We start from the raw sequence: 23,324 nt of genomic DNA, 5'->3' as shown, positions 1-23,324 counted from the left end.
ACCGTTAAGCGCGTCAACAGGAAGGTGCGCATCTGTGCGTACCTGCAAGATTCAGGAGCCCCCTCAATGCAGCCAAACCTACGCGAAGTCGCCGTCAAAAACGTTGAAATCGGCAACAACGTCACGATTTACCAGCCTGCAAATGTTTATGGCTGCACCCTACAAGACGATGTTTTCATCGGCCCGTTTGTCGAAATCCAGGCACATGCGGTGATTGGACGTGGCACGAAGGTGCAGTCGCACTCCTTTATTTGTGAATACGTCAGCGTCGGTGAAAATTGTTTTATTGGTCACGGCGTGATGTTCGCTAACGATATGTTCCGTGATGGCCAACCCAATGCCGATCGAGAAAGTTGGGCGCGTATCACGGTGGGTAACAATGTCTCTATTGGCAGCGGCGCGAGCATTTTGGCGGTTAATATTTGCGATGGCGCGGTCATCGGCGCGGGCAGTGTGGTGACGAAAGACATCACGCAGAAGGGTGTTTACGCCGGAAATCCGGCGCGTTTACTGCGGTTGTTATAGTGCGTGGAACAGACAAATGGTTTCGTTTATTTCGTTTGTTGTATGTTTCGTTTGTTTCGATTAGAATTAAAGCGCTGACTGCTAAGTCAACAGTGATAAATGATGAAGATTTAACGCAACTAACTGACAAATTGAAAACTGAAAGCTCACGAACTAAGACACTGGAAAAACTCATGACAAACTCAATTCTGGACAATGTCAGCCTTCCGGCTCAGAAGGAAATTGAGGTCGCTTTGCGTGGACAAAGAGAACTGGCGACTTTTCTCTCCACAATGCTGGAGACACAAGTCATATCCATTCAGGATGCAAACGACGAAACTCACCCAATCGAGTTGCCAACCTCAGCTTTGACGTTGTTAATGAAGATCTTGGGAGAACTGGCCGTAGGAAATGCGGTGCAGGTCGTTCCGGTTCATGCTGAATTAACCACACAAGAAGCAGCCAATATCCTCAATGTCTCACGGCCTCACATGGTGAAACTACTGGAAGAAGGGAAGCTGCCATATCATAAAACTGGCCGCCATCGCCGTGTGCTTTTTGCAGATCTGATGCGCTATAAAGCTCAGCGCGAAAGTGACAGTAATAATGCTATGCAGGAACTGGCTGATTTAAGCCAAGGACTCGGTATTTATTAATGACTCACTCGCCTTATCCGGTTGCACTTGATGCCCGCAATTCACGGGCAGTTTCACTGATTACTATACAGCGGCTGTTTAACTCTCCATCACCCAATGCCCAGCACTCACCTCGCGATAGCGCCGTGTTTCCGGCTCAAACCCTAACGCGCGCACCGGGCTTTTCAGTTCGCTGACATCCATATGTCGTTTAAGGTGACGCCTTGCGGGGTCGGGCACCGGCACGGAAGAGAGCAACTTACGCGTATAGTCATGCTGCGGATTCTCAAAGATCGCCGCGCGTGGGCCAATTTCGACAATCTCACCCAGCAGCATCACCGCCACGCGATGGCTGATACGTTCTACCACCGCCATATCGTGCGAAATAAACAGATACGACAGCCCAAGGTTAGATTGCAGATCCAGCAGCAGATTAATAATCTGCGCCTTCACGGTCACATCCAGCGCAGACACGGACTCATCGGCAATAATCATTTTGGGATCGAGCATCAACGCACGGGCAATACAGATACGCTGACGCTGCCCGCCGGAGAACTCATGCGGATAGCGTTTCATCATCGCGGCTGAAAGGCCTACGCGTTCCATCAAGCCCGCAGCCTTGTCCCGCGCAGCCTGTTTGCCGCCCAGCTGATGTTGCAAATAAGGCTCGGTCAAGGCTTCGAGAATCGACATGCGCGGATTGAGGCTGGCAAACGGATCCTGAAAAATCATCTGCATTGCACGACGTAACTGGCGCAATTCGCTGGCAGAAAGATTCAACACGTCATAACCGTCGAAGGCAACTTCGCCTGCATCAGCTTTCACCAGGCGGGTAAGGGAGCGGCCGGTGGTGGATTTGCCACAGCCGGATTCTCCGACCAGCGACAGCGTTTCGCCGGGCATTAAATCAAAAGAGATGTTTTCCACGGCATGCACCGCACCGGTTTTGCGGCTTAACAAACCTTCGTGGATGCTGAACCGGGTGCTGAGGTTTTTCACCGAGAGCAGCGGCTGTTGCGAAGCGGGGCGCTCGGGTTGCAGCGCCACCACATCACCTTTCAGCGCAAACTTCTGCGGCCCAGTAATGCCACGCATCGCGCCGAGCTGCGGTACGGTAGCGATCAGCGTGCGAGTATAATCTGCCGCTGGCGCCGAGAAAATTTCCGCCGTGGTGCCGGTTTCCATCACATCACCCTGGTACATCACCAGCGTGCGGTCGGCCACTTCCGCCACCACGCCCATATCATGGGTGATAAAAAGCACCGCCGTGCCTTCCTCCTCCTGCAAGGTTTTAATCAGGTCGAGGATCTGACCCTGAATCGTCACATCCAGTGCCGTGGTCGGTTCATCGGCAATTAACAGTTTTGGTCGCAGCGCCAGCGCCATGGCGATCATCACGCGCTGGCGCATGCCGCCAGAAAAGTGATGTGGATAATCATCAAAGCGCTTTGCCGCATTGGGAATGCGTACTTTCTCCAGCAGCTTCACCGTCTCTTCGCGTGCTGCACGTTTGCTGATGTTGCGATGGTTGATCAGTACTTCAGCGATTTGGTGACCAATGGTGAAGGAGGGATTGAGGCTGGTCATCGGCTCCTGAAAAATCATCGCCACGGCGTTGCCGCGAATATCGCGCATCGCTTTTTCGCTTAGATTCAGCAGGTCTACGCCGTTCAGCAGCACTTTGCCGGTCACGCGCGCGTGGCGCATATTCAGCAAGCGCATAATTGCCATCGAAGTGACGCTTTTGCCCGATCCCGATTCACCGACAATTGCCAACGTTTCACCGGCATTGATGGTCATCGAAACGTTCTTTACCACCTCGCGCCACTGATCGTCCTGGCGAAAGGCGACGGTAAGATTTTCAACCTGCAGAACCGGATCACGACTCATTTGGCCGCCACAAAGCGCGCTGAACGAGTGCTGACTGGCAGGAAATCAAAATCAGTATCGAAAGGATAGGCGGGCTGCAGTTTACGTTTACGCGCCAGACGTTCAACGTACTGATCCACCACGCCTTCTGATAGCGCCATCAGGTTAGGATTGGCGAGCGGTGCCAGTTCAGGTGATAAATAACCTGACTTCACCACCACAATTTTTGCCTGCGCGGGATGAAGTCCCAGCAATTCAAAATCAGCGATATTGTGATAAGGACGACGACGATCGGCGACCACCACGATGATCTCACCGATTTTCAGCAGCGCCTGTTTAGCTAATGAACGTGCATTATCACTCACCCGCAGCACTTCAAATTCGGCGGTAACTTTGCCGCCAGCGGGATCGAGTGTGGCCCCGATCGTGAGCGTGAGTTTCGCCCCGACACCAGCGGCAAACGCGGCATCGGTGGCAGGCTTATCCGTTATCCCGGCGACGATCACATCCTGCGCGCCCTGACGGATCAATTCGGCCAGCAGATTGGCGCGATCGCCCACGCCGCCACCCGTCGGGTTATCGCCCGAATCGGCCAAAATCACCGGTGCAGTTTCGCTGGCGATGGCCATTTTCACGCACTCTTCAGTGCTGCCGGTGACGCAGCCGAAAACAAACTCGTCGCGAGCCTGCCAGTAGGCCAACGCCAGTTTTGCTGCCTGTTCTGATAACACATCAGCATCGGTGCCGGTCATGATCGCCGCCGCCGTGGCGCGCGGTTCATCGGCCCAGACATAGCCGACCATCAGCGACGCATCCCATATGTGGTCGATGGCATTGATGCCCGGCAGACGCTCGTACAAGCTTTTTGCCGGTTCATCTTCGGTACTGGTGCGTTCACCGGGCAGCACCACCGGAATCGGTGCCCAAATCACACCGGGTTTCACGCCGGTTTGCAGGCTTTTCACCAGCATCGATACCGAGCGACGCATGGTTTCTTCCACATCAATGTGCGGTGCCGTGCGATAGGTGGAGAACATGTCGATGGCATCAATGATGCGCTGCGTCACGTTGCCATGCAGATCGTAACTCACGGTAATCGGGCAATCCGGGCCGACCAATTCACGGGTGGCGGTGATCCAATCGCCCTCGGCATCTTCCATCCCTTCGACATACACCGCGCCATGCATCGCGAGGTAAACGCCGTCCACCGGCAGCTGAGATTGCAAACGGCTGAGGAAATCCTGCTTGAAGTCATCATAGGTGACGCGCGCCACCGGACCACCGGCGATAGCGCGCGCGTGGAAGGTCGGCAGAAACTCCGCATCGTAATCCTGCAGGAAAGCAAAGTAGGGGTTGGTCAGCAGGTCGTTACCGCGCACGATGCGGAAGTCGCCAGCGTAGTTCAGCACCGGGTTATATGTACTGCACTCAGTATGAATGCCACCAAAAGCAATGCGCATACAGCCTCCGCTAGTCAGGTAATTGAATGATGAATCGATATGCCGCGACGCTTGCCGCGGCGCGCGCCCAGCTCTGCTCGTTGATCACGATGCTGGAAATCGGGGTTTTGCCCATGATGGAGGGCAATACGTGGCTATCAATGGATTGCATCACCACGGTTTTCAGTAGGCCGTCAAAAGCATCGGGTTGATGGGCGATGACGATCAGTTCGGGATCGTTCATCTGAATAATGTTGGCGATAGAAAGCCCCAGCGCGTGGCCGGCCTGATGCAAAATGGCGATGGCGGCACTGTTGCCTTTCACCGCCAGCGTTTCCAGTTCGGCGATGGACTGGCTCCCCAATGCTTTATCGCGCACGCTTTCACGAATGGCGGTCAGCGAGGCGAGGGTATCCAGGCAACCGCGTTTGCCGCAGCGACAAGGACGTCCGCCGGGCTCGATGGTGCAGTGGGCGATTTCACCCGCCCCGCCGTGCGCGCCGCGATGCAGCTGTCCCTGGAAGAAGTGCGCAGAACCGATGCCGTCACCGTGCGAGATCAGCGTGAAGTTGCGGGCTTTTTTCGCCACGCCGAAGATCTTCTCACTCACCGCCAGCGCCTTGGCATCGTTCTCCAGCGATACGTCGAGTCCGGTTTGCTGTTTTAACATTTCGGCCAACGGAATATTTTTCCAGCCTAACAGCGCTGACTGCACGCAAATCGCCTGATTTTCATCGACAAAACCGGAGAGTGTGACGCCCAAACCAATCAGCTGGTCGGCTGAAATCCCTTTCTCTGCGATCAAATCCGGAATGGCCGCGGCTAATGCCATGCTCAGTTGCTGCGGATCTGCATCGAGTGGCATATGGGTGCTCGCCAGTACCAGTCCGTGCATGTCGATGAGGACTAAAATCACCTGCTCGCCGAGTAGCGATGCACCGAGAAAATAGGCGCTGTCAGCGCGCATTTTTAACAACACCGACGGACGACCCTGACCGCTGGATTCCGGCATGCTCTCTTCCAGCAATCCGGCATTGAGCATCTCTTTCACCAGCGTACTAATCGCGGCTTTACTCAATTTCATTTTTTCTGCAATAGCGGTGCGGCTCATGCCGTGCGCGGCAATAAGCAGGCGCAGAATTTGTTGCTGATGGGCATTGAGCATTTGGCTTCTCACTGCAATAGCGGTATGGCCTGACAATAATCAGGCCAGAAAACAAATACAACGTTATTTAGTTAATTTTTTGAACGCAGATCTAACTATAAGTAAAATATATGAACCAACGTCTTGGCTTTTGTTTAGAGAGTGTGCCTTATATAGCGAGGTTATTTCACCGAACGATCAATGATTCATTGAGGGCCTTCATGCAAAGCACATTTAAGCATTTCAAGGTACTGACGCTGGCCGGTTGTATCCTGGCGTCACTGGCAAGCTCGGCGGCATTGGCCAGCCAGCTGGTGATTATGCAAAACGAACCGCCACGCAGCATGGATCCGGGCAACCAGACGGCCACCTTCACCGGCACGGTGCTGGACCCGATGTATGAAGGCCTGACGCGTTTGGGTGATGACGGCAAGATTATTCCCGCATTGGCGCTGTCCTGGAGTGCTGACAGCAGCGGACTCAACTGGACCTTTAAATTACGCCCTAACGTAAAATTCCACGACGGCACACCGTTTAACGCGGATGCGGTGGTAGAAAACTTCCAGCGCCATTTGGATACCAAACGCGGTCTGGCGGGCAGTGGAAAAGTCCGCACCTTTATTCAGGGTGTGAAGAAAACCGATGACTTAACGGTTGAATTCCAGCTGAAGAAAATTAATCCGGCATTTTTAACCGTGCTGGCCTCGGGGCCGGGATTAATGGTTAGCCCAACGGCAGATAAAGCGGGCAGCATCAATAATAAAGCCGACGGCACCGGACCTTATAAGCTGGAGCAGTATAAATCCGGCGAATTCGTACTGGAAAAAAAGAACAGCGATTATTGGGGTAAATCAGCCGGTCCAGACGAAATTAAATGGACGTGGAGCAGTGAACCTTCGGTCATGAATATGGCGCTACAATCGGGGCAGGTCGATATTATTAACCCGGTTCCGCCACAATTTGCAGGCATGCTCAAAAATAACGCCAACGTTATTTTAAAACAGTCGCCGGGCGCGGCCGTTTTCTGGGTAGATCTCAATACCCAAAGCAAAGCATTGAGCGATGTGCGCGTGCGCCAGGCGCTGAATTTTGCCACTGACCAGCAGGCGTTGGTCAAAGCGATCATGTTTGGTTATGCGCAACCGGCCAATGCTTCACTGGCACCGGTTGATGCCAATTATGACAAGAACCTGAAGGATTACCCGTACGACGTGCAGAAAGCCAAAGATCTGCTGAAAGCGGCAGGCTATGCCGATGGCTTCAGCATGTCGATTGCGGTGCAGGCACCGGACGCGCGCACGGCCCAGGTTTTACAGGGGCTGTGGGGCAAGATCGGTGTAAAACTCACAGTTCGCCAGATGGAGAGCGGTGTCTGGGCTAAAGCCGCGTTTGCGGACGCCAAAGAAAAAGCCCAACAGGGCACTGACGCGGTGCTGGCGTCGTGGTCATCTGGCTTATACGGTTCCGATTTGCAGCTGCGTCCGCTGTATCACAGCGCCAGCTTTGCACCGGGCGGAGCGAACCTTGGCTTCTTTAGCGATAAGCAAACCGATGATCTGATCGACAGCGCCGCCTCCACGCTCGACGATGCCAAGCGCAAGGATCTCTATTTCCAGGCGCAGAAACAGATCAGCGGACTGGCTCCGCAGGTGCTGCTGTTTTATCAGGATGATCTCTACGCCACGCGCAAGAATATCAGCGGCGTCACCCTGCAACCGGGTGGGCAGATTGTGGTTCGTGACGCAGTGAAGAACTGATAGATGAAAGCGTACGTTGCGAAAAAGATGCTCTCGCTGCCGCTGATTATATTCGGCGTCTCGATCATCGTCTTCATCGCCATCCGCGCGCTGCCGGGCGATCCGGCGCGCCTGATGGCGGGGCCGGAAGCGCCGCAGGAAGCCGTGGATAACATGCGCATCCGCCTCGGGTTAGATCAGCCGTTGCCGGTGCAATACGTTAAATTTGCTACCGAAGCACTGCACGGCAATCTGGGTGCATCTTTGCAGTCCCAGCGTCCGGTGATCACCGAAATCAGTGAGCGTTTGCCTTACACCCTGTCGCTGGCGGCGCTGGCCTATCTGCTGGCGATTGCCATCGGCGTGCCTGCGGGCATGACCGGGGCGATCTATCGCCAGCGGATTCCCGATCAAATCGTAATGGTACTGACCATTGCGGGCGCGTCGATTGCTAACTTCTGGCTGGCACTGCTGGCGATGAACTACTTTGCGGTGGAGTTGGGATGGCTGCCGCTGCTGGGCGCGGACTCATGGAAAAACTACGTGATGCCCACCGTCACGCTGGCGATTTTGCCGATGGCGATGATCGCCCGTATGACGCGCTCCAGCATGTTGGATGTGTTGAGCCAGGATTACATTCGTACCGCCAAAGCCAAGGGCTTGTCCTCGGCGAATATCCACTGGAAACACGCGCTGCGCAATGCGCTCATCCCGATTGTGACTATCGTGGCACTCAACTTCGGCAGCCTGATTGGCGGCGCGGTGGTAACGGAATCGGTGTTCAACTGGCCGGGCATTGGCCGTCTGCTGGTGGACTCGGTGAAATACCGCGATTATCCGGTGATTCAGGGCGTCACGCTGGTGGCGGTGATTGGCGTGGTGCTGATGAATCTGCTGGGTGAAATCTTGATTGGCCTGCTCAATCCCAAAATAAGGTTCGACTGATGAACGGCCTCGATACCTCTTTGCTGCCTGCGCGGTCACGCCATCGTCAGTTTCTGCGCTTCCTGCTGAACAATCCCTCGATCACCATTGGCGGTGGATTAGTATTGCTGGTGGTGCTGGCGGCGGTGTTGGCACCGCTGCTCACCCATTGGGATCCGATTGAACAGGATTTGCTGAACACCTTGCAGGCTCCGTCTGCGGCGCACTGGTTTGGCACCGATGATTACGGACGCGACATCTTTTCCCGTGTGATTTACGGCGCACGCATCACGCTGTTTGAGGTCTGCCTGAGCGTGGCGATTTCGATGGTGATTGGCATTCCGCTCGGCATCATTTCCGGTCTGGCGGGACGGAAACTCGATGCGCTGATTATGTGGGTGATGGACATCATCTTTGCCTTTCCGGGCATTGTCCTCGCCATCCTGATTGTCAGTGTGCTCGGCGAAGGCCTGACGAATATGCTGATCGCGATATCGCTGTTCTCGATTCCGGTTTATGCACGCCTCAGCCGTAACCTGACGCTCGGCCTGAAGAACATGGAGTACATCGAAGCGGCGCATATGCTGGGCGTGCGCTATCCGCGCATCATCACCCATTACATTCTACGCAACGCAATCGGCCCGCTGATTGTGCAGTCAACGTTAACGGCCGGTGCGGTGGTGCTGTCGGCGGCCAGCCTGTCGTTTCTCGGGTTGGGCGTGCAACCGCCGATGCCGGAATGGGGCACCATGATGAGCGATGGCCGCAACTTTCTCGGGTTAAATATCTACGTGTCGCTGTTTCCAGGACTGGCGATTTTGATTACTGTGCTCGGCTTTAATGTACTGGGCGACGGCCTGCGTGATGTGATGGATAAACGTTTATGAGTACAACACCAGCAGTGATCTGCCTCGATCTGGGCGGTTCATTCGTGAAACTGGGCGTGATGGATGCGCAGCAGCAGTTAACGATACTCGATCAGCAAAAAATCCCTGCTGACAGCTGGCCGGAGTTTATTGCGCTAATCAGCCGCATGATCGAACAGCATCAGACGTATTTCACCGCGGATTCGCCGCTGGCGATTTCTACCGCAGGTATTGTCGCACCGGATACCGGTGAGATATTTGCCAGCAATATTCCGGCGTTTCATCAACGCAATCTCAGCCTGGCGCTGGGTGAGTTGCTGCATCGCAAAGTGATCGTGCATAACGATGCCGACTGTTTCACGCTGGCTGAAGCGCAGGCCGGGGTGGGAAAAGGGCATAAAGTGGTGTTTGGCGCGATTCTCGGTTCCGGTGTCGGCGGCGGTTTGGTGGCTGATGGCCGCATTATTACCGGCCAAAATGGCCTGACGGGTGAGTGGGGACATGGTCCGATTACGCTCACCGAAATCGATATCGAGGGCGAAACGGTTCGGCTGCCGCGCCAGACGTGTCCCTGCGGGCAAAAAGGTTGCCTGGATAGCTACGGCGGCGCGCGCGGGCTAGAGAATCTCCATCGCACTTTGCATCAGGTGAGTCTTAGCAGCATTGATATTATTCAGGGTTGGCAGCAGCAGGATGCACAGGCACAGCACACCATTCTGGTGTGGTTGGAATTGGTGAGTCAGCCGCTGGCCTACACCATTAATATCACCGGTGCTTCGCTGGTGGCGGTGGGCGGCGGATTAGCCTCGGTGACCCTGTTAATTAACGCGCTCAACGATCACGTACAGCGCTATGTATTGCGACGTACAACACATCCGCTGGTGGTACCGGGCGCGTTTGCCCATAACGGCGGGATGATGGGTGCGGCGCTGCTGGCGCGTCAGGTCGCTTAATAATCTGCAACGACGCCAGTGAAGATACCCGGCGCTCGGCCTCATGCTTTGCGCCGTGACAGGCGCAGGGCGGTTAATTCCGTATTAATTAGCAGCCACATAATTCTCCGCCATCGAAATTTCATCTAAATCGGGTATCATGCGCGGCTAAATCCTTTCAGTCTCAACGATGACTGCGCTCAATGCAGCCACGATTGTGATTGAATTTTCATCTGCGTTCCTGGAACAACATGTCATCCATTCAACCACAACTTAACGAGCTGCTGGACGAGGCACCGCTGCCGCGCGCCAGCGTGTTGAAAGCGCTGTTTGCACTTGGCACCGGCGGCTTTGCCATTGGTACCGGCGAATTCGTTATTATGGGCCTGCTGCCCGATGCCGCGAAAGGCCTCAACGTCTCGATTCCTTCCGCAGGCCATCTAATCAGTATTTATGCGCTTGGCGTAGTGATCGGCGCACCGCTGCTGGCGGTCCTCGGCGCTCGTGCTTCTCGTCGTAACTTCCTGATGACATTGATGGGGCTGTTTGCGGTAGGCAACCTGCTGAGTTCGGTGGCGCCGGGCTACTACTCGATGCTGCTGGCGCGTTTCCTCGCCGGTTTCCCGCACGGCACTTTCTTCGGCGTGGCGGCGCTGGTGGCGGCCGGTTTAGTCGAGCGTAAAAAGCGTGCCCAGGCAGTGTCGATGGTGCTGTTTGGATTGACCATCGCGAATCTGCTCGGCGTGCCAGCGGTGACGGCGATTGGTCAGATATTTGGCTGGCGCGAAGCTTTTGCCATTGTGGGGGTGCTGGCGTTGCTAACGATGGTATTGGTTGGCATGTGGGTGCCTAACGTGGCCGGGGATAAAAATGCCAGCCCGTTGCGTGAGCTGTCTGCATTAACACGTAAGCAGGTCCTGCTGACGCTGGCAATCGGCGCGATCGGCAGCGGCGGGCTTTTCTCGGTGTTCAGCTATGTGAAACCCACGCTGACCGAACTGGCGCAGATGCCGGTGAGCTGGATCCCGGCGGTGCTGGCGTTGTTTGGGCTCGGCATGATTATCGGCAACGTGGTGGGTGGTCGTCTGGCGGATCGCGGGCTGGAGAAGACTATCCGTATCGTGCTGATTTGGTCGGTGCTGGTGTTGAGTGCCTTTGTGTTTACCGCGCACTATGCATTTGCGGGTTCACTTAATGTGATGCTGGTCGGTACCATGGTGGCGCTGGCGAGTGTGCTGCAAATCCGTTTGATGGATGTGGCGGGCGATGCGCAGACCATGGCGGCGGCGTTGAATCACTCAGCGTTTAACCTGGCGAATGCGCTCGGCGCATGGCTGGGTGGCGTGACCATTTCTGCCGGACTTGGCTGGCAGTCAACCGGTTGGGTCGGTGCGATTCTGGCGGTGTTGGGCTTGCTGATTCATGGTATCGCGGTGCGCGATGCACGGAGAAAGTCGATTACGTTTGCGCATGAGAGCGGGGTGTAACGCCCTTTTGCTTTGTGCGGTGGTGTGGGCCGCAGCACCTCTGCGGCTGCCGGGCCGTCCTCGCGCCGCTGACGCGGTGCCATCGGCTTCCACGTCGTGCCTACGGATCGTTCGGGTAAGGTCGTCCTGGCCAACCCGAACTGACAGTCGCATCCATGCGACTGTCTCCTGGCCCAACGTAAAAGCCTCTGCGCTGCGGATAGCCCGGCAGCCGCAGAGGTGCTTCGGCCATAAGCAGGGTGCCCTTTTTAACAACACATGCTTGTGCTTCTCAGCAGGTTGGGATTTTAAGCTGCGTTATCCTGCCAACTTTTCCTGCAAAAACGCCATAAAAACTCTGTTCACTTCACTGCGCTGACGATGCTGTGGATAAAGCGCGTTCAGGTTGAGTGAGGAAGGCTGCCACTCATCCAGCACGGTCATCAGATCACCGCTGGTTAAGGCCGGTGCCACGATAAACTCCGGCAGCAGAATTAATCCTAATCCCGCCATCGCCGCATCACGCAACATCTCACCATTATTGCTCACCATCGGGCCTTGCACCGCCATCACCTTACGTTGATCACCGTTAAACAGTTCCCAACCGGTCTGGCTTTCACGTCCGTAGCGTAAACAGGCGTGATTGAGCAGATCCTCCGGTTCACGTGGTGCGCCCGCGCCCTGAATGTATGACGGGCTGCCGCAGATCACGCGGCGAAATACGCCCAGACGTTTGGCGATCAGGCTGGAGTCAGGCAGGGTGCCAATACGGATCGCCATATCAAAGCCTTCGCCGACCATATCGACATAGCGATCCGCCAGTTCCACCTGGAACTGCAATCCCGGATGCTGGCTAAGGAACTCGGCGATATAGGGCGATAAATGACTGATACCAAAAGACATCGGCACGCTGAGTCGAAAGCTGCCCTGCAACACCTGCTGTCGCCCGGATACCGCCAGCTCGGCTTCCTGCACATCATCAAGAATACGCTGCGCGTGTTGGGCAAACACCTGACCGTTATCCGTCACTGACAGCTTACGCGTGTTGCGATTCAGCAGGCGCGCGCCAAGTGATTCCTCCAGCGCAGCAATACGGCGGCTGACGTACTGCTTCGACAGCATCAACTGTTCGGCGGCGGCGGTGAAGTTTCCGGCCTTAATAACCGCCACATAAATGCGAAGATCTTCTATCTGCATATTGTCCACTTATCGGTGACAGTCATTGTCAGGTTAGCGCATTGTTGAGCAAATTAGTTTACGTATACTTATCCTCATTCGGAAGGGAAAACGTCTTTCCACCGCACATTTGAGGAGCAAACCATGATTGAACAACGTCTGTCAGAGCAACGCGGAGTGGGTGACCACGGTTGGCTGAACTCACACCACACTTTTTCTTTCGCCAGTTACTGGGATCCAAAACAGGCCGGTTTTTCCGATCTGCTGGTGATCAACGATGACCGTGTTGCACCGGGTCGCGGTTTTGGTGCGCACCCGCACAACAACATGGAGATCATCTCCTATGTGCTGGACGGCGCGCTGGAGCATAAAGATTCAATGGGCACCGGATCAGTTATCGTCCCCGGCGACGTGCAGTTGATGAGCGCGGGTAGCGGTGTGACGCACAGCGAGTTCAACCACTCGAAAAGCGATAACGTGCACTTTCTGCAAATCTGGATTGTACCAGGCGAGCGTGACACTCAACCGGGCTACCAGCAAATCTCCGTCGCGGAGAGTGAGAAACGCGGTCAGCTGCGTTTGATTATCTCGCCGGAAGGGGATAACGGCTCGCTAAGCGTGCGTCAGGATATCCGCATTTATGCTGGTTTCTTTGATGGCGACGAGCAGCAGACCTTCGCACTGGATGCCGATCGCTATGCCTATATTCATGTGGCGCGTGGAAGCATCGAAGTGAACGGTGTGAAATTCAAGGAAGGTGACGGTGCGCGTGTGCGTAATGAGTCAGCGCTGCAGTTCAGCCATGGCGATGATGCAGAAGTCTTGCTGTTTGACCTGCGTCCGCTGGAAGTGAATCATCCAAAGCGTTAAGTCAAATCAGGGCGTCTTAAGAGACGCCCTGAAGCATTTGCGTTTTGGCTGCTTAACATCGGCATAAATGGGCAACACAATGCTGCATGTGTCGCATTATGGCCGGTTTGCTTAAGCTTCAGTGAGCTTTCAATCAAGCTTCCATCTTTATTGGGCGTTGTTGAAGGGACGGACCAGGGTTCGCCCCTTATCAGCACCGCCTTACAGTAGCGACTGCGGTGCGACCGGTTTGCCGGTTTTCAATGACTCCAACGCTGCATCCGCCAGTAATAACGCCTGCAACCCATCATTCCCGCCAGGGTACAGGACTTCGCCTTTTGCCAGCGTCTCAATGAGGGTCGCCAGTTCATTGCGGTAAGCATCGGCATAACGCTGCAGGAAGAAGTGCTGCGGCTTTTGCGCCACCACGCCATTTGCTACGGATTTCACCAATTGTGATTCCAGCTGATTGGTTACCTGCAACATCCCTTCGCTGCCGTGCACTTCAATACGTTGATCGTAACCGTAGCTGGCACGACGGCTGTTGGTGATCACCGCCATCTTGCCGCTGGCACAGGTCAGCGTGACCACTGCGGTATCGACATCGCCCAAGGCTTTAACCTCGGGATCAACCAGTGCCGACGCACTGGCGTACACCGATACCGGCTCTTCATTTAACAACCAGCGCGCCATGTCGAAATCATGAATGGTCATATCGCGGAACAGGCCGCCTGAGACTTTAACGTACTCAGCAGGCGGTGCGCCCGGATCACGTGAGCTAATGGTCACCAGTTCGGTTTCACCAATCTCGCCATCACGCAGACACGCCTGTAAATGCGCCATGCTCGGGTCAAAGCGACGGTTAAAGCCAACCATCAATGGCACGCCTGCTTCACGCACCGTGGCTAAACAGCTCTGCACGCGCTGCAAACTTAAATCCACGGGCTTCTCACAGAAAATGGCTTTATTGGCACGCGCGGTAGCTTCAATCAAATCCGCATGAGTATTAGTTGCGCTGCAAATCGCCACCAGATCAATCGAACTGTCTGCCAGAATGGTGTCGAGATCCGCCACTTTGGCACCATATTTCTCGGCCAGCGCATTGGCAGCAGGTGCGTAGACATCCATTACAAACGCCAGGCGACATTGCGGATGTCCTGCGATATTCCCGGCGTGAATCTGTCCAATACGGCCAGCACCTAAGAGAGCAACATTGAGCATTTTTTATTTCCTATGAGGGCGACAGGTGATGGCGCTATTAAGCGTATTCGTGAAGTTTTTAGTCAAAGGAAAGCCTGAAACGGATGCTGAAAGGATGAGGCGGATCACATGAAAATTTGAGGTTAATGACATCAAAAAGTAGTTAATTCACTTGATTCATGGAGTTATAACGATTTGATTATTAGCGTCTTCTCAAGCTACTGTTTCACCCATGAGGTGAAAAACATCAGGAAAGATCATGACGCTGCAAAACTGGAAATCGCCATCGATTAAAGACATCGCGCACGAAGCGGGCGTCAGTCCTGCCACCGTTGACCGTGTGCTGAATGGGCGGCAAGGCGTGCGCGAGGTGACGCGCAAGAAAGTTGAAAATGCGATGGTGCGATTAGGGCTGAGTGACACAGAAGGTCATCGTGGAACGGCAAAACGTATCGCGATTGTGTGCGAATCCGGCACCAGCTTCGTCGCTCAGCTTGAGTTGCATGCACGCGCGGTAACGCGCGAGCGTCCAGAACTGCACATCACACTGGATACGTTGCCGAGTGCGCAATTCAACGCTGACCGTTTCAGCCAGCTGATTGAACGCCGCGCCAGTGAGGCTAGCGGCATTATTTTGGTGTGTCGTGATGATGTGAAGATCAATCGAGTGGTGAAAACCGCCATTGATGATGGTGTGCAGGTGATTTGCCTCACCAGCGATCTGCCCAATTCGCGGCGTACCGCTTATGTGGGTATCGATCAGACCGCTTCAGGTGCGACTGCCGGTTGGTTTATGGGGCGTATGCTGCCGCAGCAACAGCCGGGCAACATCCTGCTGATTTGCAGTTCGACTTATCGCACGCAAGAGGATCGCGAAATCGGGTTTCGACGCGTGCTGCGTGAGGCTTTCCCGTGGCTGACAATTCGCGATCGCGTCAACATTAACGACGAAGCCGAAACCGCCCGGCACAGCGTGAAAAAGTGGCTGGAAGAGGGGAAGCCGCTGGCCGGAATTTACAACACGGCGGGCGGCAATGAAGGCGTGGCCAAAGCGCTGGAAGCGTTTGGTGTGCAGGATCAGGTTATTTTCACCGGGCATGAGTTGAGTGAATCGAGTCGCTTACTGCTGGAGACAGGCACGATGGATATGGTGCTGGGGCATGACATGCGGCGCGAGATCGAGCAGTGCCTGGCGATATTTGAACGGCCGCTGAGTGAGCGCTTGCCGGAGGATGTGAAAACGCCGCTGCTGATTTATCACCGCTATTCTTATTTTTCATAGTGATAAGGCAATAATGATGATTACCAGCCACATCTGTATTTTAAGAAAATGAAGTGCTGATAAGATGAATCACTGGCACATCAAACATACAATTCTTCGCTTAAACAGGAGGGGGATGAGAATATTGACTATTACAGGTTGTTTACCCAATCAAAAAAAATCTGCTGCTAAGATACAGGCTGAAGAATGCCTTGTGCATATCATGGAGGGTAGAGAAGCGATCCAGATTTCATTGACAATCCAAGTTAAAAAAAATTTTATCGTTAAGCGACGCAATATTCAGGATGCACTTGCTATGCCCAGTGTTGCTGAAATTGACTTTGATCCTTAGTGATTGAATAAAATTTACCCACATCCAATCCCTCCTCGCAACTATCCCAAACCCAACAATTTTTGAGCTAAATTATCATTTAGAGCTAAATCCACACCGTTTAATGGGATTTCGTTCAAATCCTGATAACAGTTTTGCAACTTAGTGGTTAGGATAGCGCCGGTTGGCTTTCTCCTCTTTTGTCTCAGCATCAGGTAACCCCATGAAACGACATTTTGCACCCGAAACCGTTTCTGTCAGTAAAAATGGAACCGGTTCCACTCGCAGGGAATTCCTGCTCGCCACACTCGGATTAACCGTCACTGGCGCGGTCGCAGCCCTGCCGGGGCGGGCGTTTGCCGCCAGCGTGATTCACGCCAGCGACGCAGTAAAACAGTTTGTGCAGGTTTCACAGGCGATCACCGAACACAAGCATCTCGATGTAGTGCTCGCCGCACGCTTTTATGAAGTTCTGGCGCAGCGTGACGCGCAGTTTGTGCCGCGTCTCGCACAACTCAGCACGCTGATCACTCCGCAAATCAGCGCCCAGGATCTCCTGGCAAAAGCCAGTGATGCAGGCCTGCACGATTTCCTCTATCAAATTGTCACTGCCTGGTACACGGGCACAGTCGGGGATGACTATCACGGCACCCTGGTGGCCTATAAACAGGCGCTGATGTATCAGACGGTCAGCGATGGCCTGGTGGTGCCGACGTATTGCGGCAACGGCCCAATCTGGTGGACGGCTCCGGTACCGGATGAGCACGACGGTCATCTCGAACAGTTGTAATTTCCTAAAACTAAAACGACGAAAAATCATGAAAAAACCAACTTTTACTGCGCAGGGTGATGCCTCCGCAGACATTGTGATTGTGGGCTCAGGTGTGGTCGGTGGATTGATGGCGAACGAACTCGTCAGTCAGGGCTACTCGGTGCTGGTACTGGAAGCAGGTTTACGTATTGACCGCGCGCAAGCGGTCGAAAACTGGCGCAATATGCCGTTCGCTAATCGCGCGGGTTCAGATTTTCAGGGGCTGTATCCACAGTCCAAATTCGCACCCGCGCCGCTCTATTTCCCGCCCAATAACTACGTCAATGTCACGGGCCCCAACGCCTCCAGCTTCCAGCAGGGTTATCTGCGCACCGTTGGTGGCACCACCTGGCACTGGGCGGCATCGTGTTGGCGTCATCACCCCAGCGATTTCGTGATGGAATCGAAATACGGCGTGGGACGTGACTGGCCTATCAGTTACGACGAGTTAGAGCCGTGGTATTGCCGCGCCGAAAACGAAATTGGCGTCGCGGGACCAAACGATCCGCATATGCAATCGCCGGTTGAACGCAGCCAGCCGTATCCAATGGATATGGTGTCGTTCGCACATGGTGATAACTACTTCGCCAGCGTGGTGAATCCGCACGGTTATAACCTGGTGCCGATCCCGCAAGGGCGCAGCACGCGGCCGTGGGAAGGGCGTCCAACCTGTTGTGGCAACAATAACTGCCAGCCAATCTGCCCGATCGGTGCGATGTACAACGGCATCCACCACATCGAACGCGCCGAGCGTAATGGCGCAGTGGTGCTGGCCGAAGCGGTGGTTTATAAAATCGATACCGACGGCAACAACCGCATCACCGCCGTGCACTGGAAAGACGCTGCAGGCGCTTCGCACAAAGCCAGCGGTAAGGCGTTCGCACTGGCCTGTAACGGCATCGAAACCCCGCGCTTGCTGCTGCTGGCAGCCAACGGCGGTAACCCGAACGGCATTGCCAACGGCTCCGATATGGTCGGCCGTAATATGATGGACCACTCCGGTTTCCACTGCTCGTTCCTCACCGAAGAACCGGTGTGGCTGGGACGTGGACCGGCACAAAGCAGCTGCATGGTCGGCTATCGCGATGGCGAGTTCCGCCGTGATTACTCTGCCAACAAAATGATTTTGAACAACATCTCGCGTGTAGTGGCGGCAACGCAGCAGGCGCTGAAGAAAGGGTTAGTCGGCAAGGCGCTGGATGAGGAGATTCGCTATCGCTCGGTGCACAGCGTCGATATCTCCATCAGCCTCGAACCGCTACCGGACCCGGAAAACCGTCTCACCCTGAGTAAAACCCGCAAAGATCCGCACGGCCTGGCGTGCCCGGATATCTATTACGACGTCGGTGATTATGTGCGTAAGGGCGCGGAAGTGTCGCATGATCAACTGGAAAACATCGGCAAGTTGTTTAACGGCAAAGAGTTCGCCATCAGCAAAGGCCTGAACGCCAACAACCATATTATGGGCGGCGTGATCATGGGCAAAAGCGGCAAAGATGCGGTGGTGGACGGCAACTGTCGTGCGTTTGACCATGAAAACCTGTGGCTGCCAGGCGGCGGAGCGATCCCTTCCGCCAGCGTGGTGAACAGTACGCTGACCATGGCGGCGCTGGGCCTGAAAGCGGCACACGACATCAGTCTGCGCATGAAGGAGTTCGTATGAAAACACTTCTTGCAGGTAGCGTGTTCGCGCTGATGGCGTTTGGCGCGCAGGCTGAAAATTTGGATGTGAATTTGCTGCGTCAGGGTGAGCAGGTGGCTACCGCTTCGGATTGCCAGGCCTGCCACACCGCGCCGGGCAGCAAAACCGCTTACAGCGGCGGCTATGGTATTGCCTCGCCAATGGGCACCATTTACGCCACCAACATCACGCCAGACAGCAGCGGCATTGGCAACTATAGCGAAGCGCAGTTCTCCGAGGCGGTGCGTCACGGCGTACGTGCGGACGGCGCGCAACTCTATCCGGCGATGCCTTACACCTCCTACAGCATGATGACCGATGAAGATTTGCACGCGCTTTATTACTACATGATGCATGGCGTCAAAGCGCAGGCGCAGCAAAATCCTCAGACCGACCTGCCGTTCCCGTTCAACCTGCGTTTCAGCATGCGATTCTGGAACATGATGTTCGCTAACGACAAAATGTGGCAGAACGATGGCAGTAAAAGCGCGGACTGGAATCGCGGTAACTATCTGGTCAACGGTCTGGCGCACTGTAATACCTGCCACACTCCGCGCGGATTTATGATGCAGGAGCAGCAGGATCGTCCGCTGGCTGGCGGTCCACTGGGTAGCTGGTATGCACCGAATATCACTTCGGATGCGGTCAGCGGCATTGGGGGCTGGAGCGATGACGAGTTGGTGCAGTATCTGAAAACTGGTCGCGCACCGGGTAAAAACCAGGCAGCAGGCGGTATGGCGGAAGCGGTCGAGCACAGTCTGCAATATCTGCCAGACAGCGATCTGCATGCTATCGCCACTTACCTGAAAGGCACCGCACCGATTCGTGATGAAGGCGACACCATGGCGGCCTTTAGCTACGGCGCGCCTTATGATGTGGAAAACAGCATACGCGGACGCAACCCGAACAACGCCAATCACTCGCTGGATAACGGTGCGGTGTTATTCAGCGGTAACTGTGCCAGCTGTCACCAGCCGGATGGTGCAGGCAGCGCCAATCAGGCCTATCCTTCGCTGTTCCACAACACGGCAACCGGACTGCGTAATCCGAATAACCTGATCTCTGCCATTTTATTTGGTGTGCAGCGCGACACGACTGACCATCAGGTGTTGATGCCGGGCTTCAGTTCGCCGTCGTATGTCGATAAGTTGAATGACCAGCAGGTCGCCGACATCAGCAACTTCGTGTTAGCGCATTACGGTAATGCCGCTGTTACCGTGACCGCCGGAGATGTGGCGTGGGTGAGGAAGGGCGGTCATCCACCGCTGCTGGCCCGCCTGCAACCGATGATGCTGCCGGGTATGATTGGCGCGATCATTGTGTTGCTGGTGGTGATTGTCGTGTGGCGCTTGATACGTCGTAGGCGTGTAGATTGATTCCAGATGCACGCTACAAACTGCACCAACCGCCGTAAGGTCACTATTTATGGCGTAATGCGCGTCATTTAAGGCCATATTCGTTAGGGCTGTCACTGTTAAAAGTGGCAGCTTTTTTCGTTTGGGTGAGAATGTCGGAGTGCGGGCCAGCGCACCTCTGCAGCTGGCTCCGGGCCCAACGTAAAAGCCTCAGCGCTGCGGATGGCCCTTACAGCAGCAGAGGCGCTCCGGCCTCCACTATAGTGCCCTTTTTAACAACACCCACTGAAGCTTAAGTGCGAGCTGGGGATGTTCAGGGGAAGAGGCGCTCCGGCCTCCACTATCGTGTCCTTTTTAACAGTCTGCACTGAAGCTTAAGAGCAGGCTGGGGGCGCTTTTGGGCTGGCATTTCGCAGCGCTGAACGGAGTGAGGAAGCCAGGAGAGCCAGCATGGATGCTGGCGAAAGGCGCAGCCGGAACAGGGATGTTCCGTCTGAGCCGGTCCGCCCGGCTGACGAGTGAAGTGAAGGTACCGCGCTAGCGGCGCGAGGACCGACAGCCCAAAAGCGACCCCAGACTGCGTTATCACCCGTCGCTAATAAACCAGCATTACGCCATCAATGGTGAACTTGTTGCATGTCATGTTACGGCATCAGGTTACACCCGCGATTTTAATCACCAGTCCTAATCAATCATCCCGCTTAAAATCCCTATGGCTGCGCTTAATGGCTTCATAACCCGTGAAATGTGCCTCTCCGATCACGCCGTATGTAACACAATTCCTTAACATTCATCCCAGTGATTAGGATCGCAATAATTATTACCAAACTCTCTTTAATAAGAAGCCATAGAGCTTACGCATGGTTGCGCAAAGAGAGAGGGCGTTATGCACGAGAAAATCCCCGGAACACGTTGGTATCGCGTTATTGCCCCGATTTTAATTACCTGCATCATCTCGTTTATGGACCGCGTCAACATCAGCTTCGCGCTGCCTGGCGGTATGGATCAGGACCTGGCGATCACCAGCCAAATGGCCGGGATGGTCAGCGGCATCTTCTTTATTGGTTATCTGTTCTTACAGGTGCCGGGCGGACGTATCGCCGTTAATGGCAGCGGAAAACGCTTTATCGCCTGGTCGCTGATTGCGTGGATGGTGGTCTCCATCGCCACGGGCTTCGTCACCAACCACTACCAACTGCTGGCGCTGCGCTTTGTACTGGGTATCTCCGAAGGCGGCATGCTGCCGGTAGTGCTCACCATGGTCAGCAACTGGTTCCCGGAAAAAGAACTCGGACGGGCCAATGCCTTCGTGATGATGTTTGCACCGCTGGGTGGCATGTTTACCGCCCCGATTTCCGGTTACATCATCAACGTGCTGGACTGGCGCTGGCTGTTTATCATCGAAGGGCTGCTCTCTGCCGGGGTGCTGCTGGTGTGGTGGCTGGTGATTGCAGACCGTCCGGAAGAAGCGCGCTGGCTGCCCGCACGTGAAAAAGAGTATCTGTTGCGAGAGCTGACGCGAGAGCGTGAAGCGCATCGCAGTGCTGCGCCAGTGAATAAAGCGCCATTAAAATCAGTATTCCGCAATTCGGGTCTGATGAAGTTGGTGGCACTGAACTTCTTCTATCAAACCGGTGATTACGGCTACACGCTGTGGCTGCCGAGTATTCTGAAAAACCTCACGGGCACGAATATGGCGGGCGTCGGGCTGCTGGCGGCGATCCCGTTTGTTGCGACGATCCTTGGTATTTATGCCCTCTCCTGGCTCAGCGACCGCACGGGAAAACGTCGTTTGTGGGTAATGGTTTCGCTATTCTGCTTCGCGGCCGCGCTGCTGGCTTCAGTGGTGCTGCACAGCAATATCATCGCGTCCTATATCGCGTTGGTGGTGTGTGGTTTCTTCCTGAAGGCGGCGACCAGTCCGTTCTGGTCGATTCCCGGCCGCATCGCCTCGCCCGAAGTGGCGGGCAGTGCGCGAGGGGTGATCAACGGACTGGGCAACCTCGGCGGATTCTGCGGGCCCTATCTGGTCGGTATCATGACCATGCTCTACGGGCAGAACGTGGCGATATGCTGGCTGGCGGGTTCTTTGGTGGTAGCGGGCATTATCACAGCATTGCTGCCACGCAACTGCGACATCAATCCATCTGCTCCGCGAGAAGCAAGCGCCGACTCGCGTTTGATGAGTGTTAAATAACCGTGCCCAGGAATTAACGGCATCAAAATAACACTTAAGATTGGCACGTAAAGTTCATTAAGAACGGCGTGCCAATTTTATTGCATTCAAATTTATCGTTGGTACTTCCCCTTCCAAACCTCACTTATTTGAATAAGTCACCTTAAGTCGGTTTAACTCATGGGTGTTGTGTAAGGTTTTCGCTCATAACGTGCAAGCAAAATGAAATAACCCTGCGCGGCATGATATGAAAGGTGTATGATTTTTTGTGACTTAAGTCCAATGTAAATCAGAAAAAACCTAATTAATTGCAACATTGCGTGGGTATTCGCATGCCACTGACTAACGCCAGGGTACTTAATCTGGGATCGACTTCGCTCGTGCTGTATTCAGATTGCCAATATACCGTAGCCGGTATTTCCGCCATGATGCACGAGCGATTTCCACAGCAACCAATCGGCAGTACTATCATCATTGTCAATACTTGCTCCATGTCTTTAGAAGCAAGAATCAATGATGTATTTGTATTACGAAAAAGATATGGCGAGCGCGCATTTATTTTCGTCCTCACCCAGGACAAGGACAATTACGAGATTTATTCCCGTATTCATTTTGTTTCTTTGAGATCGTCAACCAATGCGCTGTTGTGCTACATCATGAGTGCCGTCATTTTGCATGAAAACAGAGCGGTGCGATTGTCACTGCAAAGCATGCAGATCATCTACATGAAATCGCTGGGCGTTGAGATTGCAGATATTGCAGCACTGATGAACAGAAGTTACTCAACGATAAAAAACAACTTTTCATATTGCAAAAGGCGTTTGCATATCAGGAGTTCATTCTCTGAGCGAGCGCTGATCTATATTGCGAAAGGCATTGTCTGTAAACAATAATAAGGCTGGTCATGTCACAATTGGTTTTGGTTTTTATATTATGCATCGTGTTGGCATTTTCAATTTACGCCATTGT

General features: G+C 54.4%; 20 protein-coding genes. 15 read left to right on the top strand and 5 right to left on the bottom strand.

Annotation, left to right across the window (positions count from 1 at the left end; genetic code table 11):
• Nucleotides 1-66: 66 nt before the first annotated feature.
• Nucleotides 67-525 (top strand): acyltransferase, encoded by a 459-nt coding sequence (locus HA45_RS13815; protein WP_100703092.1) that lies wholly within the window; start codon nucleotides 67-69, stop codon nucleotides 523-525.
• Between the two features lie 173 nt (nucleotides 526-698).
• Nucleotides 699-1,160 (top strand): helix-turn-helix domain-containing protein, encoded by a 462-nt coding sequence (locus tag HA45_RS13810; RefSeq protein WP_100703093.1) that lies wholly within the window; start codon nucleotides 699-701, stop codon nucleotides 1,158-1,160.
• 78 nt (nucleotides 1,161-1,238) lie between these two features.
• On the opposite strand, the gene HA45_RS13805 is transcribed toward HA45_RS13810, so the two are convergent.
• The 3 genes from HA45_RS13805 to HA45_RS13795 are packed head-to-tail and all read right to left on the bottom strand — an operon-like array spanning nucleotide 1,239 to nucleotide 5,612.
• Complete coding sequence (locus HA45_RS13805; protein ID WP_100703094.1) at nucleotides 1,239-3,029, bottom strand: ABC transporter ATP-binding protein; 1,791 nt, start codon at nucleotides 3,027-3,029, stop codon at nucleotides 1,239-1,241.
• Complete coding sequence (locus HA45_RS13800; protein WP_100703095.1) at nucleotides 3,026-4,468, bottom strand: M81 family metallopeptidase; 1,443 nt, start codon at nucleotides 4,466-4,468, stop codon at nucleotides 3,026-3,028. The genes HA45_RS13805 and HA45_RS13800 overlap by 4 nt, the downstream gene beginning before the upstream one ends.
• 10 nt (nucleotides 4,469-4,478) lie before the next feature.
• Nucleotides 4,479-5,612, bottom strand: coding sequence for an ROK family transcriptional regulator (locus HA45_RS13795; protein ID WP_100703096.1), 1,134 nt, complete (start codon nucleotides 5,610-5,612; stop codon nucleotides 4,479-4,481).
• A 200-nt stretch (nucleotides 5,613-5,812) separates the two neighbouring features.
• Between HA45_RS13795 and HA45_RS13790 the strand changes: the two genes are divergently transcribed.
• From HA45_RS13790 to HA45_RS13770, 5 genes are all read left to right on the top strand, one after another.
• Nucleotides 5,813-7,348: an ABC transporter substrate-binding protein gene (locus HA45_RS13790; protein WP_100703097.1), complete on the top strand. Its 1,536-nt coding sequence runs from the start codon at nucleotides 5,813-5,815 to the stop codon at nucleotides 7,346-7,348.
• Between the two features lie 3 nt (nucleotides 7,349-7,351).
• Nucleotides 7,352-8,272: an ABC transporter permease gene (locus HA45_RS13785; protein WP_100703098.1), complete on the top strand. Its 921-nt coding sequence runs from the start codon at nucleotides 7,352-7,354 to the stop codon at nucleotides 8,270-8,272.
• Nucleotides 8,272-9,138 carry an ABC transporter permease gene (locus tag HA45_RS13780; protein WP_100703099.1) on the top strand — a complete coding sequence of 289 codons (867 nt, stop codon included), beginning with the start codon at nucleotides 8,272-8,274 and terminating at the stop codon, nucleotides 9,136-9,138. Before HA45_RS13785 ends, HA45_RS13780 begins: the two co-directional genes overlap by 1 nt.
• Entirely contained in the window at nucleotides 9,135-10,070 is a 936-nt protein-coding gene (locus tag HA45_RS13775) for an ROK family protein (RefSeq protein ID WP_100703100.1), read from the top strand. Before HA45_RS13780 ends, HA45_RS13775 begins: the two co-directional genes overlap by 4 nt.
• Before the next feature lie 230 nt (nucleotides 10,071-10,300).
• On the top strand, nucleotides 10,301-11,536 hold the full coding sequence (locus HA45_RS13770) for an MFS transporter (RefSeq protein ID WP_100703101.1): 1,236 nt from the start codon (nucleotides 10,301-10,303) through the stop codon (nucleotides 11,534-11,536).
• Between the two features lie 297 nt (nucleotides 11,537-11,833).
• On the opposite strand, the gene HA45_RS13765 is transcribed toward HA45_RS13770, so the two are convergent.
• Nucleotides 11,834-12,712 carry a LysR family transcriptional regulator gene (locus HA45_RS13765; RefSeq protein ID WP_100703102.1) on the bottom strand — a complete coding sequence of 293 codons (879 nt, stop codon included), beginning with the start codon at nucleotides 12,710-12,712 and terminating at the stop codon, nucleotides 11,834-11,836.
• A gap of 123 nt (nucleotides 12,713-12,835) precedes the next feature.
• Here HA45_RS13765 and HA45_RS13760 point away from each other — a divergent pair, with 123 nt between their 5' ends.
• A complete protein-coding gene (locus HA45_RS13760) occupies nucleotides 12,836-13,561 on the top strand; it encodes a pirin family protein (protein WP_100703103.1) in 726 nt (241 codons plus the stop codon).
• Between the two features lie 201 nt (nucleotides 13,562-13,762).
• Here the strand turns inward: HA45_RS13760 and iolG are convergent, their stop codons facing one another.
• Nucleotides 13,763-14,761, bottom strand: coding sequence for an inositol 2-dehydrogenase (gene iolG, locus HA45_RS13755; protein WP_100703104.1), 999 nt, complete (start codon nucleotides 14,759-14,761; stop codon nucleotides 13,763-13,765).
• Nucleotides 14,762-14,999: 238 nt separating this feature from the next.
• Between iolG and HA45_RS13750 the strand changes: the two genes are divergently transcribed.
• From HA45_RS13750 to HA45_RS13720, 7 genes are all read left to right on the top strand, one after another.
• Nucleotides 15,000-16,022, top strand: coding sequence for a LacI family DNA-binding transcriptional regulator (locus HA45_RS13750; RefSeq protein WP_100703105.1), 1,023 nt, complete (start codon nucleotides 15,000-15,002; stop codon nucleotides 16,020-16,022).
• 115 nt (nucleotides 16,023-16,137) lie between these two features.
• A complete protein-coding gene (locus tag HA45_RS13745; protein ID WP_100703106.1) occupies nucleotides 16,138-16,353 on the top strand; it encodes a prevent-host-death protein in 216 nt (71 codons plus the stop codon).
• A 202-nt stretch (nucleotides 16,354-16,555) separates the two neighbouring features.
• Nucleotides 16,556-17,122, top strand: coding sequence for a sorbitol dehydrogenase family protein (locus HA45_RS13740; protein ID WP_100703107.1), 567 nt, complete (start codon nucleotides 16,556-16,558; stop codon nucleotides 17,120-17,122).
• 28 nt (nucleotides 17,123-17,150) lie between these two features.
• Nucleotides 17,151-18,806 carry a GMC family oxidoreductase gene (locus tag HA45_RS13735; RefSeq protein WP_100703108.1) on the top strand — a complete coding sequence of 552 codons (1,656 nt, stop codon included), beginning with the start codon at nucleotides 17,151-17,153 and terminating at the stop codon, nucleotides 18,804-18,806.
• Complete coding sequence (locus HA45_RS13730) at nucleotides 18,803-20,200, top strand: c-type cytochrome (protein WP_100703109.1); 1,398 nt, start codon at nucleotides 18,803-18,805, stop codon at nucleotides 20,198-20,200. Before HA45_RS13735 ends, HA45_RS13730 begins: the two co-directional genes overlap by 4 nt.
• 865 nt (nucleotides 20,201-21,065) lie before the next feature.
• The gene (locus tag HA45_RS13725) at nucleotides 21,066-22,376 is read left to right on the top strand and encodes an MFS transporter (RefSeq protein ID WP_100703110.1); all 1,311 of its coding nucleotides are present in this window, start codon (nucleotides 21,066-21,068) and stop codon (nucleotides 22,374-22,376) included.
• A 311-nt stretch (nucleotides 22,377-22,687) separates the two neighbouring features.
• Nucleotides 22,688-23,248: a hypothetical protein gene (locus tag HA45_RS13720; protein ID WP_128598958.1), complete on the top strand. Its 561-nt coding sequence runs from the start codon at nucleotides 22,688-22,690 to the stop codon at nucleotides 23,246-23,248.
• The last annotated feature ends 76 nt before the right edge of the window (nucleotides 23,249-23,324 follow it).

This window comes from Pantoea rodasii (genome assembly GCF_002095465.1).
In the GTDB taxonomy this organism is placed as follows: domain Bacteria; phylum Pseudomonadota; class Gammaproteobacteria; order Enterobacterales; family Enterobacteriaceae; genus Pantoea; species Pantoea rodasii.
The sequence above is the reverse complement of the archived record's forward strand: the minus strand, read 5'-3'. Positions and strand labels throughout refer to the sequence as shown.